The organism is Microbacterium oryzae (assembly GCF_009735645.1).
GTDB lineage: Bacteria > Actinomycetota > Actinomycetes > Actinomycetales > Microbacteriaceae > Microbacterium > Microbacterium oryzae.
On record NZ_CP032550.1, the window covers coordinates 803,874 to 818,599 of the forward strand.

8 protein-coding genes and 1 tRNA gene are annotated in these 14,726 nt (G+C 69.9%); 1 reads left to right on the forward strand and 8 read right to left on the reverse strand.

Annotated features, from left to right (window positions below; genetic code table 11):
• Positions 1-9 precede the first annotated feature (9 nt).
• Complete coding sequence (locus D7D94_RS03755; protein WP_156241290.1) at positions 10-1,689, reverse strand: DUF885 domain-containing protein; 1,680 nt, start codon at positions 1,687-1,689, stop codon at positions 10-12.
• Positions 1,689-4,319 (reverse strand): DNA polymerase I, encoded by a 2,631-nt coding sequence (gene polA / locus D7D94_RS03760; protein ID WP_156241292.1) that lies wholly within the window; start codon positions 4,317-4,319, stop codon positions 1,689-1,691. The genes D7D94_RS03755 and polA overlap by 1 nt, the downstream gene beginning before the upstream one ends.
• A gap of 47 nt (positions 4,320-4,366) precedes the next feature.
• Here polA and D7D94_RS03765 point away from each other — a divergent pair, with 47 nt between their 5' ends.
• A complete protein-coding gene (locus D7D94_RS03765) occupies positions 4,367-4,792 on the forward strand; it encodes a hotdog fold thioesterase (RefSeq protein ID WP_156241294.1) in 426 nt (141 codons plus the stop codon).
• 238 nt (positions 4,793-5,030) lie between these two features.
• Here the strand turns inward: D7D94_RS03765 and D7D94_RS03770 are convergent, their stop codons facing one another.
• The 6 genes from D7D94_RS03770 to gltB all read right to left on the reverse strand — a co-directional run bounded on the left by D7D94_RS03770 (position 5,031) and on the right by gltB (position 14,666).
• Positions 5,031-5,651 carry an ANTAR domain-containing response regulator gene (locus D7D94_RS03770; protein WP_425486988.1) on the reverse strand — a complete coding sequence of 207 codons (621 nt, stop codon included), beginning with the start codon at positions 5,649-5,651 and terminating at the stop codon, positions 5,031-5,033.
• Positions 5,652-6,018: 367 nt separating this feature from the next.
• Positions 6,019-6,798, reverse strand: a complete 780-nt coding sequence (locus tag D7D94_RS03775; protein ID WP_156241298.1) for a sulfite exporter TauE/SafE family protein — start codon at positions 6,796-6,798, stop codon at positions 6,019-6,021.
• Between the two features lie 63 nt (positions 6,799-6,861).
• A tRNA-Leu gene (locus tag D7D94_RS03780) sits at positions 6,862-6,944 on the reverse strand.
• A 70-nt stretch (positions 6,945-7,014) separates the two neighbouring features.
• Positions 7,015-8,460, reverse strand: a complete 1,446-nt coding sequence (gene pyk, locus D7D94_RS03785; RefSeq protein ID WP_156241300.1) for a pyruvate kinase — start codon at positions 8,458-8,460, stop codon at positions 7,015-7,017.
• A 190-nt stretch (positions 8,461-8,650) separates the two neighbouring features.
• On the reverse strand, positions 8,651-10,108 hold the full coding sequence (locus D7D94_RS03790) for a glutamate synthase subunit beta (protein WP_156241302.1): 1,458 nt from the start codon (positions 10,106-10,108) through the stop codon (positions 8,651-8,653).
• Positions 10,101-14,666, reverse strand: a complete 4,566-nt coding sequence (gene gltB / locus D7D94_RS03795; RefSeq protein ID WP_156241304.1) for a glutamate synthase large subunit — start codon at positions 14,664-14,666, stop codon at positions 10,101-10,103. The genes D7D94_RS03790 and gltB overlap by 8 nt, the downstream gene beginning before the upstream one ends.
• Between the last annotated feature and the right edge of the window lie 60 nt (positions 14,667-14,726).

Genomic DNA, 14,726 nt, shown 5'->3' on the forward strand with positions numbered 1-14,726 from the left:
CCAGGCGGCTTACGCGAGCAGCGCGGTCCGCAGCGTGTCGAGGCCGACACCGCCCATGTCGAGCGCGCGTCGGTGGAACTCCTTCATGGAGAACTCAGTCCCGCGCGCTGCGGCGTAGGCGTCGCGCACCTGCTCCCAGATGCGCTGCCCGACCTTGTACGACGGCGCCTGCCCCGGCCATCCGAGGTAGCGGTTCACCTCGAAGCGCACGAACTCGTCCGACATGTTGACGTTCGCGCGCATGAAGTCCAGCGCGTAGTCGGCGTCCCACGTGCCCGCGCCGTCCAGTCGCGGCTTCCCCAGGTGCACGCCGATGTCGAGCACGACGCGGGCGGCGCGCATCCGCTGGCCGTCGAGCATGCCCAGGCGGTCGGCAGGGTCGTCGAGGTACCCGAGCTGCTCCATGAGGCGCTCGGCGTACAGCGCCCACCCCTCGGCGTGCCCGGACGTTCCGGCGAGGAGCCGGCGCCAGCTGTTGAGCTCCGCACGGTTGTGCACGGCCTGCCCGATCTGCAGGTGATGGCCGGGGACGCCCTCGTGGTAGACGGTCGTGAGCTCGCGCCACGTGTCGAACTCGGTGACGCCCTCCGGCACCGACCACCACATGCGGCCGGGGCGGGAGAAGTCGTCGGTCGGGCCGGTGTAGTAGATCCCGCCCTCCTGTGTCGGCGCGATCATGCATTCCAGGCGTCGCACGGGCTCCGGGATGTCGAAGTGCGTGCGCCCGAGCTCGGCGACCGCCCGGTCGCTCGTCTCCTGCATCCACGCCTGCAGGGCGTCGGTGCCGACGAGCTTGCGGCTCGGGTCCGCCTCGAGGAACGCGACGGCCTCCTCGACGCTCGCGCCCGGCAGGATCTGCTGGGCGATCGCCTCCTGCTCGGAGACCATGCGTCCGAGCTCCTCGATCCCCCACTCGTACGTCTCGTCGAGATCGATGACGGCGCCGAGGAACCGGCGGGAGTTCAGGGCGTAGAGCTCCCGTCCCACGGCGTCCTCCGCGGGGGCGGCGGGAGCCAGCTCGTCGCGCAGGAACGTCGCGAGCCGGTCGTACGCCTCGCGGGCGGCTCCGGCGCCCCGGGTCAGGTCCTTCGCCAGCGCGCGGGTGCCATCCGCGGGGTGCGCGCCGGCGACGAGGCCCGCGAAGAAGCCGTCGTCGGCGGTGTACCGCGGGATCTGCGCGGCCACCTCGTGCACCTGGCGCACCGCGGGCATGACGCCCCGCGCCATCCCCTCGCGCAGCGTCGCGACGTACCCGTCGATCGCCTCCGGCACCGCCGCGAGACGGCGGGCGATCGTCGACCAGTCGTCCGCGGAATCGGTCGGCATGAGGTCGTAGACCTGTCGGATGTCCTGGGGCGCGCTCGCGATGACGTTGAGGTCCCGCAGGTGCCACTGTGCGTCATGCAGCTCGAGTCCCAGGCGGAGCTCGGCGGCGAGGTCGGCCTGCGTGACCTCGTCCACCGCGTCGACGCGACGCGCGGCCTCGAGGGAGGCGAGCGCGGCCCGCGCTGTGTCGGCGTGCCGCTGCGCACCTTCCGGGCTGAAGTCGTCGTACCGGTCGCCGACCTCGTCGCGGCCGATGTAGGTGCCGAGGATAGGCGAGAGCTCGACGAGCGTGTCGACCCATCCCTCGGCGATCCGGTCGATCTCCGTCTGCGGTCGCATCGCGGCCATCCTCTCGTCCGACATCAGTGCGCCGCCTCGGTCCAGTCGGCGCCGTGGCCGATCTGCACGTCGAGCGGCACGGTGAGCTGGGCGGCCCCGGCCATCCGGTCGCGGACGATGCGCTCGACGTCGTCCGCCTCCCCCGGGGCGACCTCGACGACGATCTCGTCGTGGATCTGCAGCAGCAGACGCGAGCGCATGCCGAGGAGATCCTGATGGACGCCGAACAGGGCGATCTTCATGATGTCGGCCGCCGACCCCTGGATGGGCGCGTTGAGCGCGGCGCGCTCCGCGTTCTCCCGCAGCACGCGGTTGGGGCTCGTGAGATCGGGGAACGGGCGGCGGCGGCCGAAGATCGTCTCGGTGTAGCCGTCGACCCGCGCCTTCTCGACCGACGCGCGCAGGTAGTCGCGCACGGCGCCGAAGCGCGCGAAGTACTCGAGCATGAGCGTCTTCGCCTCGGACTGCTCGATGCGCAGCTGCTTCGAGAGGCCGAACGCCGACAGGCCGTAGACGAGGCCGTACGACATCGCCTTGACCTTGCTGCGCATCTCGCTCGACACCTCCTCGGGCGTGACGCCGAAGACGCGCGCGCCGACGAAGCGGTGCAGGTCCTCCCCCGCGTTGAACGCCTCGATGAGCCCGGGGTCACCCGACAGATGCGCCATGATGCGCATCTCGATCTGCGAGTAGTCCGCCGTGAGCAGCGTCTGGTATCCCTCGCCGACTTCGAACGCCGAGCGGATGCGGCGCGACTCCTCCGTGCGGACCGGGATGTTCTGCAGGTTCGGGTCGGTGCTCGACAGGCGCCCCGTCTGCGATCCCGTCTGCACGTACGTCGTGCGCACCCGCCCGTCATCGCCGATCGCGAGGTCGAGCCCGTCGATGATCTGCTTGAGCTTCGTCGCCTCGCGGTGCGCGAGAAGCAGACCGAGGAACGGATGGTCGGCCTTTTCCTGCAGCTCGGCGAGCGCGCCGGCGTCGGTCGTGTACCCGGTCTTCGTCTTGCGCGTCTTCGGCAGGTCCAGCTCGACGAAGAGCACCTCCTGCAGCTGCTTCGGCGAGCCCAGGTTCACCTCGTGGCCGATGGTGGCGTACGCGTCGAGCGCGAGCTGCTGCGCGCGGGAGCCGAGCTCCGCCGAGAAGCCCGAGAGCTTGTCGTGCGAGACGGCGACGCCGGACAGCTCCATGTCCGCCAGCGCGAGGAGCGTCGGCATCTCGATGTCGACGAGCACCGACTGCACGGGCTCGGGCATGGCGTCGCGGAGGGCCGTCGCCACGCGCACCGTGAACCAGGAGCGCTGGCCCGGCGTGGCGCCCTCGTTCTCGGGGACGAGCTGCGAGGGATCCGCCTCCGGGAGCTTCTCCTGCAGGTACGTGTCGACGAGGTTCGCGAGAGTCTTGTCCGGGAAGCTCGGCCGCAGCAGCCATCCGCCGAGGACGACGTCGAAGGCGAGACCGGCGACGTCCGCCCCCGCCCGCCGCAGCGCCTTCACCTGCGGCTTGGCGTCCGCGAGCACCTTCGGAGCGTCAGACGAGAGCCATCCGCTCAGCGCGTCGCGCACCTCGTCGCGCCAGTCCGCCTCCACGACCGCCTGCGCGGTCGCGAGGCCGATCCGGGTCGGGAGACCGCCGTCGATGACGACCGTGACGCCGATCTCCCCTTCGGCCGCCGCCACCCAGGCGGCGAGGTCGGCGGCGGTCAGCTCGGTCGGCGCGGGCGCCTCGGCGGCCGGCTCCACGGCGGCGCCGTCGTCATCGGCCGTCTCGGTCACCTGCAGCACGCGGCTGAGAAGCGCGCGGAACTCGAGGCGCGCGAAGACGTCGCGGAGCGCCTGCGCGTCGATGGCCTCGCGCTTCAGCTCGTCGAGCTCGACCGGGAGCTCGACGTCGCGGAGGAGCCGGTTGAGGCGGCGGTTGCGGCGCACGTCCTCGATGTGCTCGCGCAGGTTGTTGCCGACCACGCCCTTGATGGTGTCGGCGCCGTCGAGCAGCGCGTCGAGGGAGCCGAACTGAGTGAGCCACTTGACCGCGGTCTTCTCCCCCACCTTGGGGACGCCCGGCAGGTTGTCGCTCGTCTCGCCCACGAGCGCGGCGATGTCGGGGTACATCTCGGGCGGCAGGCCGTACTTCTCCACGACCGCCGGCGGGTCGTAGCGCTTGAGCTTCGACACCCCCTGCACCGACGGGTAGAGGACCGTGACGTCCTCATTCACGAGCTGCAGGGTGTCGCGGTCGCCCGAGCAGACGAGCACGTTCCAGCCCGCTTCCGCACCGCGCGTCGCGAGGGTGGCGAGGATGTCGTCCGCTTCGAAGTCGGGCTTCTCCAGCACGGTGACGTTCATGGCCCGCAGGCACTCCTGCAGGAGCGGGATCTGGCCCGAGAACTCCTTCGGGGTCTCCGAGCGCGTGCCCTTGTACTCCGCGTACTCCCGCGTGCGGAACGATTCGCGCGACACGTCGAAGGCCACCGCGACGTGCGTGGGCTTCTCGTCGCGCAGGAGGTTGATGAACATCGACAGGAAGCCGTGCACCGCGTTGGTGTGCTGACCGTCCGAGGTGGAGAAGTTCTCGACCGGGAGGGCGAAGAACGCCCGGAAGGCGAGCGAATGGCCGTCGACGACGAGCAGAGTAGGCTTCGTGGAGTCCGTCACCTGTCCAGCGTAACGAGCGGTGCGGACATCCGAGCGACGGGAGCAAGATGACGGACGCGGCCGACGGACTCGCCTGGGCTCGGGAGCGAGGGCTCGGAGCCCTCGCCGAGCGGATGGGCATCGAGCTCACGGAGTTCTCCGTCGAGCGGTCGGTCGCGACGATGCCCGTCGAGGGCAACACGCAGCCGGTCGGCCTGCTCCATGGCGGGGCATACGTCGTGCTCGGCGAGTCGCTCGGGTCCATGTCGGCGAATCTCTTCGCCGGGCCGGACCGCCTCGCGGTCGGCATCGACATCAACGCCACGCACACGTCGTCCGCGGTCCGCGGCCGCGTCACCGGCATCTGCACGCCCATCCACCTCGGCCGGTCGCTGACGGTTCACGAGATCGTCGTGACGAACGAGGATGGCCGGCGCTGCTCGACCATCCGCATCACGAACATGATCAAGGACGCCCCGGCTTCCGGAAGCTGACCGCCCCGGGTCACGCGGCCCCGTCCCTGCCCTCCCTCACGTTCAGACGATGTCGTCTCACCGAGGAGACACGGAATCCCGCAGCATTTCGTGTGCGCGCGGCGAGACGACATCGTCTGGCACGCCCGGGCTTCTTCAGGCGGCGAGACGACATCGTCTGGCGCCACCGAGCAGGGCACCGAAGACGAGACGGGCCGGACATCCGAGGATGTCCGGCCCGTCTCGATGTCGGGGGTGCTCAGCCCTTCTTGGGGGCGAGCTGCTCGATGATCGCCTTCGCGACATCCTGCATGGTCAGGCGGCGGTCCATCGACGCCTTCTGGATCCAGCGGAACGCCTCGGGCTCGGAAAGGCCCATCTTCTCGTTGAGGAGGCCCTTCGCGCGGTCGACGAGCTTGCGGGTCTCGAAGCGCTCGACCATGTCGCCCACCTCGGCCTCGAGCGTGATGATCTGGTCGTGACGCGCGAGCGCGATCTCGATCGCGGGGAGGAGGTCGTTCGGCGTGAACGGCTTCACCACGTACGCCAGAGCGCCGGCCTCGCTGGCGCGCTCCACGAGCTCCTTCTGGCTGAACGCGGTCAGCAGCACGACGGGCGCGATGTGGTTCTTGCTGAGCTTCTCGGCGGCGCTGATGCCGTCGAGCTGCGGCATCTTCACGTCCATGATGACGAGGTCGGGCCGCAGTTCCGTAGCCAGCTGCACCGCGGTCTCGCCGTCGCCGGCCTCGCCCACGACGTCGTACCCGTTGTCGCGGAGGATCTCCACGATGTCGAGGCGGATCAGGGACTCGTCTTCGGCGACCACCACACGACGGGGCGCCGTCGCGGTGCTCTTCTCGGTCTGCTCTTCGGTCACGATTCCATCCTAGAGGTCAAGTCGCTGGGCGAAGCCTCAACCCCGCTGATCCGCGCGTGGCGCGCGGTCAGCGCGGCGGCGCATATCGCAGGCATGCCGTTCCGCATCCCCCGCGACCCGGCAGCTTGCGGGGAACCAGCAGCACGAGGTCGCGCGCCTTCCGAGAGAGAGGATCGCGTCCGCGAATCGGAACCACGACTCGACGAGCTGACGCGACGGCACACAGATCCGCTGCTCTCCCGCCTTATCCAAGGGGCGGAGGAACCGATGCGACGCCGGCATCGTCAGCGAGATCGACGTGCCGCTGCTGCTTGCGCGGGCCCCAGCGGTGTCGACCGCAGTCGGCCACAGAGCCGCGCTTCGGCGAGAGCTACGCCTTCCGGGAGCGGAGCGTGCGGACGAGCATCTGCCCGACGATGAAGACGAGGTAGAGCGAGAAGGCGACATTCCCCCAGAACGGGTCGATCCACACGGCGAACGTGGTGCCGACCGGTGCGAAGACGCAGGCCGAAAGGCCCACGGCGGTGGCTGCGCGCAGGTCGACGTTCTGACGTCGGAGGTTGCCGATCGTCCCCGACAGCGACCCCGGGATCATCATGAGCAGCGACGTGCCCTTGGCGATGAGGTCGCTGGAGCCGAAGAAGAACATCAGCACGGGCACGACGATGATGCCGCCGCCGACCCCCAGGAGCCCCGACAGGATCCCGGTGATGAAGCCGGTGACGACGAGGCCCGCCACGCTCCAGAATCCGATCTCGATCGAGTCCGATCGCTGCGGCACCACGAACCACAGGCTGACGATGACGACCGCGAGGAAAGCCATGAATCCCCAGCGCAGAGCGCCCACTGGCACCTTCTGCAGGAGATGGCTGCCGACCTGCGCTCCCACGACGATGCCGATCGCGAGGCAGAGCCCGGCGACCCAGTCCACATGACCCTGGATGGCGTAGGTCGCGGCGCCGACGATGGCTGTCGGGAGGATGGCGGCTACCGAGGTGCCTGCCGACAGTCGCTGCGGCATCGAGAGCCAGAGCACGAGCGCGGGGACGATGATCGTCCCTCCCCCGATGCCGAAGAGCCCGGACAGCAGGCCGCCGGCGATGCCGACGAGGATGAGCGGGAGGAGTCGCGGGCGGACGATTTCGTTCATCTTCTTCTCACTGTCATCTACGAGGAGTCCGTCCACCGCCACGAGCTCGCGTCCGCAGAGAAGTGCCGGTGGTGGGACTCGAACCCACACGCCCTTGCGGACAGAGCATTTTGAGTGCCCCGCGTCTGCCATTCCGCCACACCGGCATGCGTCCTCGACGATACAGCGAACGGGGCCCGGCGTTGAACCGGACCCCGTTCCCTGGCGCGTCGCGCGTCAGCCCTGCTTGTAGACCGGAGCGGCGCCGTGGACGGCGTCGCCGACACGGTGCACGCGCAGGTCGTTCGTCGAGCCGGAGATCCCGGGAGGGGACCCGGAGATGACGATGACCTTGTCGCCGACCTTCGCGAGGTCGTGGGACAGGAGGTAGTCATCCACCTGCAGGAACATGCGGTCCGTGTGCTCGACCTGCTCGACGAGCGCCGACCGGATGCCCCATGTGAGGGCCATCCGACGGCGGATGGCCTCGTCCTGCGTGAAGGCGATCATGCGTCGCGGCGAGCGGAGCCGCGCCATCCGGCGAGCGGAGTCGCCCGACTGCGTGAAGACGCAGAGGAACTTCGCGTCGACGAAGTCGGCGACCTCGATCGCGGCGAGCGTGATCGCGCCGCCCTGCGTGCGGGGCTTGTTCGTCAGCGGGGCGATGCGCTCGAGGCCGTGGTCCTCGGTCGACTCCACGATCCGCGCCATGGTCTGCACCGTGATCGCGGGGTAGTCTCCGACGCTCGTCTCGCCCGAGAGCATGACCGCGTCGGCGCCGTCGAGGACGGCGTTGGCGACGTCGCTCGTCTCCGCGCGCGTGGGCACGGGGCTCGAGATCATGGACTCGAGCATCTGCGTGGCGACGATGACGGGCTTCGCCATGCGGCGGGCGAGCTCGACGGCCTGCTTCTGCACGATCGGCACGGCCTCGAGCGGCAGCTCGACGCCGAGATCGCCGCGGGCGACCATGATGCCGTCGAATGCGTCGATGATCTCCTCGAGGTTCTCGACGGCCTGCGGCTTCTCGATCTTGGCGATGACGGGGACGCGGCGCCCCTCCTCCGCCATGATGACGTGGACGCGCTGGACGTCCTTGCCGCTGCGCACGAAGGACAGCGCGATGATGTCGGCGCCGTTGCGGAGGCCGTAGCGAAGGTCCGCCTCGTCCTTCTCGCTGAGGGCCGGCACGTTCACCGCGACGCCGGGCAGGTTGATGCCCTTGTTGTTCGACACCGCGCCGGCGACGATCACCTCGGTGGTCACGACCGTGCCGTCGGTCTCGACGACCTTGACGCGCACCTTGCCGTCGTCGATGAGCAGCATGTCGCCGGGCTTGACGTCCTGCGGCAGCCCCTTGAACGTGGTGCCGACGATCTCCTTGGTGCCGAGGATGTCCTCGGTGGTGATCTTGAAGATGTCGCCCTCGGCGAGCTCGTGCGGTCCGTCGGCGAACTTGCCCAGACGGATCTTCGGCCCCTGCAGGTCGACGAGGATGGCGACGGGCTTGCCCGCCTCCTCGGCCGCGGCGCGCACGTTCGCGAAGTTGTTGTCGTGCACGGTGTAGTCACCGTGGCTGAGGTTGAGGCGCGCCACGTCGAGTCCGGCCTCGATGAGAGACCGCACGGTCTCCTTCGTCGAGGTGGCCGGACCCAGCGTGGCGACGATCTTGGCTCGTCTCAAAAGCTTGCCTTCCGCACTGCTTGCTTCTTCTGTTGTGGACGTATCCGCGTCCGTCGGGTCGATGGCTCTCCGCACGAGGCCGTCGCGGACGATTCCGGATGCATCCCCACCCTACGCGCCCGCGCCATCCGCGGTCATGTACGGACATGGACGACGGCCGGGAGCGATGCCCCCGGCCGCTGCCATCCGCTCAGACGCCGATCGCGATGTCGGTCGGCGCGACGGGTGCGGGCAGCTGCGTCTGCCCCATCAGGAAGGTGTCCACCTCGGCGGCGACGGAGCGCCCCTCGGCGATCGCCCAGACGATGAGCGACTGCCCGCGGCCCGCGTCGCCCGCGACGAAGACGCCCGGGGTCGAGGACTGGAACGAGCTGTCGCGCTCGACGACGCCGCGCGTGGTGAACTGCGTCCGCAGCTGCTCCTCGAGGTGCTCGCGCTCGGGGCCGGTGAAGCCCATCGCGATGAGGACGAGGTCCGCGGGGATCTCGCGCTCGGTGCCCGGCTTCGGCACGCGGCGGCCGTCGACGAACTCGGTGTCGGCCACGACGAGCGCGCGCACCTCCCCCGCGTCGTTGCCGACGAACTCGACCGTCGAGGCGAGGAAGTGCCGCTCGCCGCCCTCCTCGTGCGCCGAGGACACTTCGAACACCTGCGGCATCATCGGCCAGGGCTGGTGGCCCGGCCGCTCATCGGATGGGCGCTTGCCGATGGCGAGGTTGGTCACGCTGAGCGCGCCCTGGCGGTGAGCGGTGCCGATGCAGTCCGCGCCGGTGTCGCCGCCGCCGATCACGACGACGTGCTTGCCGTCGGCCGTGATCTGGTTCGGGACGGTATCGCCCGCGACCACCTTGTTGGACTCCACGAGGTACTCCATGGCGAAGTGGACGCCGTCGAGCTCCCGCCCGGGGATGGGCAGCTCGCGGGGAGCCGTGGCGCCGGTGGCGACCACGACAGCGTCGTAACGTGCACGCAGGTCGTCCCACGAGATGTCCACGCCGATGGTGACGCCCGCGCGGAAGCGGGTGCCCTCGTCCTGCATCTGACGCAGGCGCGCCTCGAGGTGGCGCTTCTCCATCTTGAAGTCGGGGATGCCGTAGCGCAGGAGCCCGCCGATGCGGTCGTCGCGCTCGTACACGGCCACCGTGTGGCCGGCGCGGGTGAGCTGCTGGGCGGCGGCGAGGCCGGCCGGGCCGGAGCCGACGACCGCGACCGTCTTGCCGGTGAGACGCGCGGGCGGCTCAGGCTCGACCCATCCGTTCGCGAAGGCCTGGTCGATGGTCGAGACCTCGACCTGCTTGATCGTCACCGGCGGCTGGTTGATGCCCAGCACGCACGAGCTCTCGCAGGGCGCCGGGCACAGGCGACCGGTGAACTCCGGGAAGTTGTTCGTCGCATGCAGGCGCTCGATGGCGGTGCGGCCCTCGCCGCGCCACATCAGGTCGTTCCACTCCGGGATGAGGTTGCCCAGCGGGCATCCTTGGTGGCAGAACGGCACGCCGCAGTCCATGCAGCGCCCGGCCTGGCGGCGGAGCACGGCCGAGTCGCCCGGCTCGTACACCTCCTTCCAGTCGAGGATGCGCACGGGCACGGGGCGGCGAGCGGGCAGCTCGCGCTCCGTGGTCTTCAGAAAGCCCTTGGGGTCAGCCACCAGTCACCTCCATGATCCGGTTCCACACGACGTCGCCGTCGGGGTCCAGCCCCTCGGCGGCCGCCACCTGGCGGGTCTCCAGCACCGCCGCGTAATCGCGCGGCAGCACGCGGACGAAGTTCTCCACCTCGTCCTCGAAATCGGCGAGCAGGCGTCGGGCCAGCTCCGAATCGGTCTCCGCGACGTGCCGCTCGAGCAGATCGCGGAGGATCTCGACGTCGCCGGATCCCAGCGCGCCGAGAGTGAGCTCGCCGGAGGCGATGGCCTCGCGGTTGACGAGGTTCTCGTCGAGCCTGTGGATGTAGGCCGTCCCGCCCGACATGCCCGCCCCGAGATTGCGCCCGGTGCGTCCGAGGATCACGGCGAGGCCGCCGGTCATGTACTCGAGCGCGTGGTCGCCCACGCCCTCCACGACCGCCGTCGCGCCGGAGTTCCGCACGAAGAAGCGCTCGCCCACCATGCCGCGCAGGAACATCGTGCCCTGCGTGGCGCCGTAGCCGATGACGTTGCCGGCGATGACGTTCTCCGCGGCGTCGAAGGTGGCACCGGCGGCGGGCCGGACGACGATCTCGCCGCCCGAGAGGCCCTTGCCGACGTAGTCGTTCGAGTCGCCTTCGAGGCGCAGCGTGATGCCGCTCGGCAGGAACGCGCCGAAGGACTGGCCGGCCGAGCCACGCAGGTTGACGGTGATCGAGCCGGCTGGCAGACCGTGCTCGCCGTGCGCACGCGTCACGTGGTGGCCGAGCATCGTCCCCACCGCACGGGCGGTGTTCTTCACCGGCAGGTCGATGACGACCCGGCCGCCGTCGGCGATCACGTCGCGCGCACGCTCGATGAGCTGCACGTCGAAGTGCTCGTCCAGCTCGTGGTCCTGCGTGCTCACGTTGTGGCGCGGCTCGTCCTCGGCGAACGGCGGCCCCTCGAGGATCGGCGTCAGGTCGAGGCCCTCGGCCTTCCAGTGCGCGATGGCTCGGTTCGCGTCGAGCAGCTCGGCGTGGCCGACCGCCTCCTCGAGGGAGCGGAAGCCGAGGGCGGCGAGATACTCGCGCACCTCCTGCGCGACGAACTCCATGAAGTTCACGACGTGGTCCGCCTGGCCGGTGAACCGGCTGCGCAGGACCGGGTTCTGCGTCGCGACACCGACGGGGCACGTGTCGAGGTGGCACACGCGCATCATGATGCAGCCGGTGACGACCAGCGGCGCGGTCGCGAAGCCGAATTCCTCGGCGCCCAGCAGGGCTCCGATGACGACGTCGCGCCCGGTCTTCATCTGCCCGTCGACCTGCACCACCACGCGCCCGCGCATGCCGTTGAGCATGAGCGTCTGCTGCGCCTCCGCAAGACCCAGCTCCCACGGGGTGCCGGCGTGCTTGAGCGAGTTCATCGGGCTCGCGCCGGTGCCGCCGTCGTGGCCGGAGATGAGGATCACGTCGCTCAGCGCCTTCGCGACACCCGCGGCGACTGCTCCGATGCCGGACTGGCTCACGAGCTTGGTGTGGATGCGCGCGGACGGGTTAGCTCGCTTCACGTCGAAGATCAGCTGCTTGAGATCCTCGATCGAGTAGATGTCGTGGTGCGGCGGCGGCGAGATGAGGCCGACGCCCGCCGTCGCGTGCCGCGTGCGCGCAACCCACGGGTACACCTTGCCCGGCGGCAGCTGACCGCCCTCGCCGGGCTTGGCGCCCTGTGCGAGCTTGATCTGGATGTCGTCGGCGTGCGTGAGGTACATGCTCGTCACGCCGAACCGCCCCGACGCCACCTGCTTGATCGCGCTGCGGCGCTCGGGGTCGAGCAGGCGGTCGACGTCCTCGCCGCCCTCGCCGGTGTTCGACTTGGCGCCGAGCCGGTTCATCGCGATCGCGAGCGTCTCGTGCGCCTCGCGAGAGATCGAACCGTAGCTCATCGCGCCCGTCGAGAACCGCTTGACGATCGCGGAGACCGGCTCCACCTCGTCGAGCGGAACGGGCGGGCGGACGCCCTCCTTGAAGGAGAACAGCCCCCGCAGCGTCTTGAGCTCCGCCGCCTGATCATCGACGAGTCGCGAGTACTGACGGAAGATCTCGTAGCTGCCGCTGCGCGTGGAGTGCTGCAGCTTGAAGATCGTCTCCGGTGTGAACAGGTGCGGCGAGTCGCCTCGGCGCCACTGGTACTCGCCGCCGGTCCACAGCCGCTCGTGCGCGTGCACGGCGTCGTCCTCGGGGTAGGCGAAGTCGTGCCGCACCTGGTTTTCGGCCTCGATGGCCTCGGTGTCGATGCCGCCGAGCTTGGTCTCGGTTCCGGTGAAGTAGGCGTCGACGGTCTCCTGGCTGAGGCCGACGGCCTCGAAGACCTGGGCGCCGGTGTACGACGACACGGTCGAGATGCCCATCTTCGACATGATCTTCAGCACGCCCTTGCCGAGCGCGTAGATGAGGTTCTTCACCGCCTTCTGCGGCGTGATGCCCGCGATCGCGCCGGAGCGGACGAGGTACTCGACCGTCTCCATGGCGAGGTACGGGTTCACGGCGCTCGCTCCGTAGCCGAGGAGCGTCGCGACGTGGTGCACCTCGCGGACGTCGCCCGCCTCCACGACGAGGCCGACCTTCATGCGGGTCTCGTTGCGGATGAGGTGGTGGTGTACGGCCCCGACCGTCAGGAGCGACGGGATGGGCGTGAGGTCCTTGTTCGAGTCGCGGTCGGACAGGACGATGAACTCCACGCCGTCGGCGATGGCCTCGTCCACCTCCGCGCAGATCTCCTCGAGCCGGCGCCGCATCGTGCCGGGGCCGGCATCGAAGTGGTAGAGCGCGCGGATGGTGCGCGAGCTGCGGCCGGGAAGGGAGCTGTCGATGTGCTGGATCTTCGCGAGCTCGTCGTTGTCGATGACGGGGAAGTCCAGCGTCACGCTGTGAGCGTGCTCCGGCCCCCAGTCCAAGAGGTTCCGCTCCGGCCCGAGCCCCTGCTTGAGGCTGGTGACGACCTCCTCGCGGATGGAGTCGAGCGGCGGGTTGGTGACCTGCGCGAACTGCTGCGTGAAGTAGTCGAACAGCAGGCGCGGGCGCTTGCTGAGGACGGCGATGGGCGTGTCCGACCCCATCGCGCCCAGCGGCTCGACGCCGGTCTGACCCATCGGGCGCAGGAGGATCCGCACCTCCTCCTCGGTGTAGCCGAAGGTGCGCTGCCGGCGCGTGATGGACGCGATGGGGTGCACGAGGTGCTCGCGCTCGGGCAGGTCGGCCAGGCGCACGGCGCCCTGGTCGAGCCATTCGCGCCAGGGGTGCAGACGCGCGAGATCGCCCTTCACCTCGTCATCGGAGATGATGCGGCCCTGCTCGGTGTCGACCACGAACATCGTGCCGGGACGCAGACGCCCGCGGCGCTCGATGCGCTCGGGAGCGAAGTCGAGCACGCCGGTCTCCGAGCCGATGACGACGAGGCCGTCCTTCGTGACGGTCCAGCGTCCGGGGCGCAGCCCGTTGCGGTCGAGGGTGGCGCAGACGAGCGTGCCGTCGGTGGCAATGAGGGCGGCCGGCCCGTCCCACGGCTCCATCTGCCCCGCGTGGAACTCGTAGAACGCGCGCAGATCGGGGTCGACGTACGCCTTCTTCTCGTACGCCTCGGGCACCATCATCAGCATGGCGTGCGGCAGCGTGCGACCGGTCAGCGTCAGCAGCTCGAGCACCTCGTCGAACGAGGCGGAGTCGCTCTCGGTGTCGCTGCAGATCGGCAGAAGCGGACGGATGTCGCCCAGCAGCTCGCTCTCGAGCTGCGACTGACGCGCGCGCATCCAGTTGCGGTTGCCGCCGACGGTGTTGATCTCGCCGTTGTGCGCCATCATGCGCAGCGGCTGCGCAAGCGGCCAGGACGGGAACGTGTTGGTGGAGTAGCGGGAGTGCACGACGGCGAGCTCGGTCGTGAAGCGCTCGTCCTGCAGGTCGAGGTAGAACGGCTCGAGCTGCAGGGTGGTGACCATGCCCTTGTAGCCGAGCGTGCGGCTGGACAGGGAGACGAAGTAGGCGCCGAGCTCGTGCTGGGCGCGCTTGCGCAGCCGGTAGCCGAGGCGATCCAGCGCGACGCCCGCGAGCGGGACGTCGGAGGCGCTGGAGAGGAAGATCTGCTCGATGGCCGGGCGGGCTTCGCCGGCGAGGCGGCCGAGGTGCCCCGGGTCGACCGGCACCTCGCGCCAGCCGAGGATCGTGAGGCCCTCCTCGGCGGCGATGGCGGCGATGCCGTCCTTCTGCGCGCTGCGGGCGTCGTCGTCCGTGGGGAGGAACGAGAGGCCGGCGAGGTAGGCGCCGCGGTCCGGGAGGGGGAAGTCGACGACTGCGCGCAGGAAGTCGTCCGGCATCTGGGTGAGGATGCCCGCACCGTCTCCGGTGCCCGCGTCCGAGCCGATGGCTCCGCGGTGCTCGAGGTTGCGCAGGGCCTCGAGGGCGAGGTCGACGATGTCGTGGCCTGCCTCGCCTCGCAGGGTCGCGACCATGGCCAGGCCGCAGGCGTCCTTCTCGAACGCCGGGTTGTACATCCCCTGTCGCGGGGGGTACGCGCCGGATGCGCCGTAGGGGGGCTGGAAGTACATGTGGCTACCGTCCTCAGGATGGATTTCGTGGCAGGGGACGACGCTGGCCCTGGGGGCGCC

What these genes read in the sequence shown, in the direction of transcription:
- D7D94_RS03755 (WP_156241290.1), bottom strand. Translation starts at nt 1,689, where the DNA reads ATGTCGGACGAGAGGATGGCCGCGATGCGACCGCAGACGGAGATCGAC.
- D7D94_RS03765 (WP_156241294.1), top strand. Translation starts at nt 4,367, where the DNA reads ATGACGGACGCGGCCGACGGACTCGCCTGGGCTCGGGAGCGAGGGCTC.
- D7D94_RS03775 (WP_156241298.1), bottom strand. Translation starts at nt 6,798, where the DNA reads ATGAACGAAATCGTCCGCCCGCGACTCCTCCCGCTCATCCTCGTCGGC.
- gltB (WP_156241304.1), bottom strand. Translation starts at nt 14,666, where the DNA reads ATGTACTTCCAGCCCCCCTACGGCGCATCCGGCGCGTACCCCCCGCGA.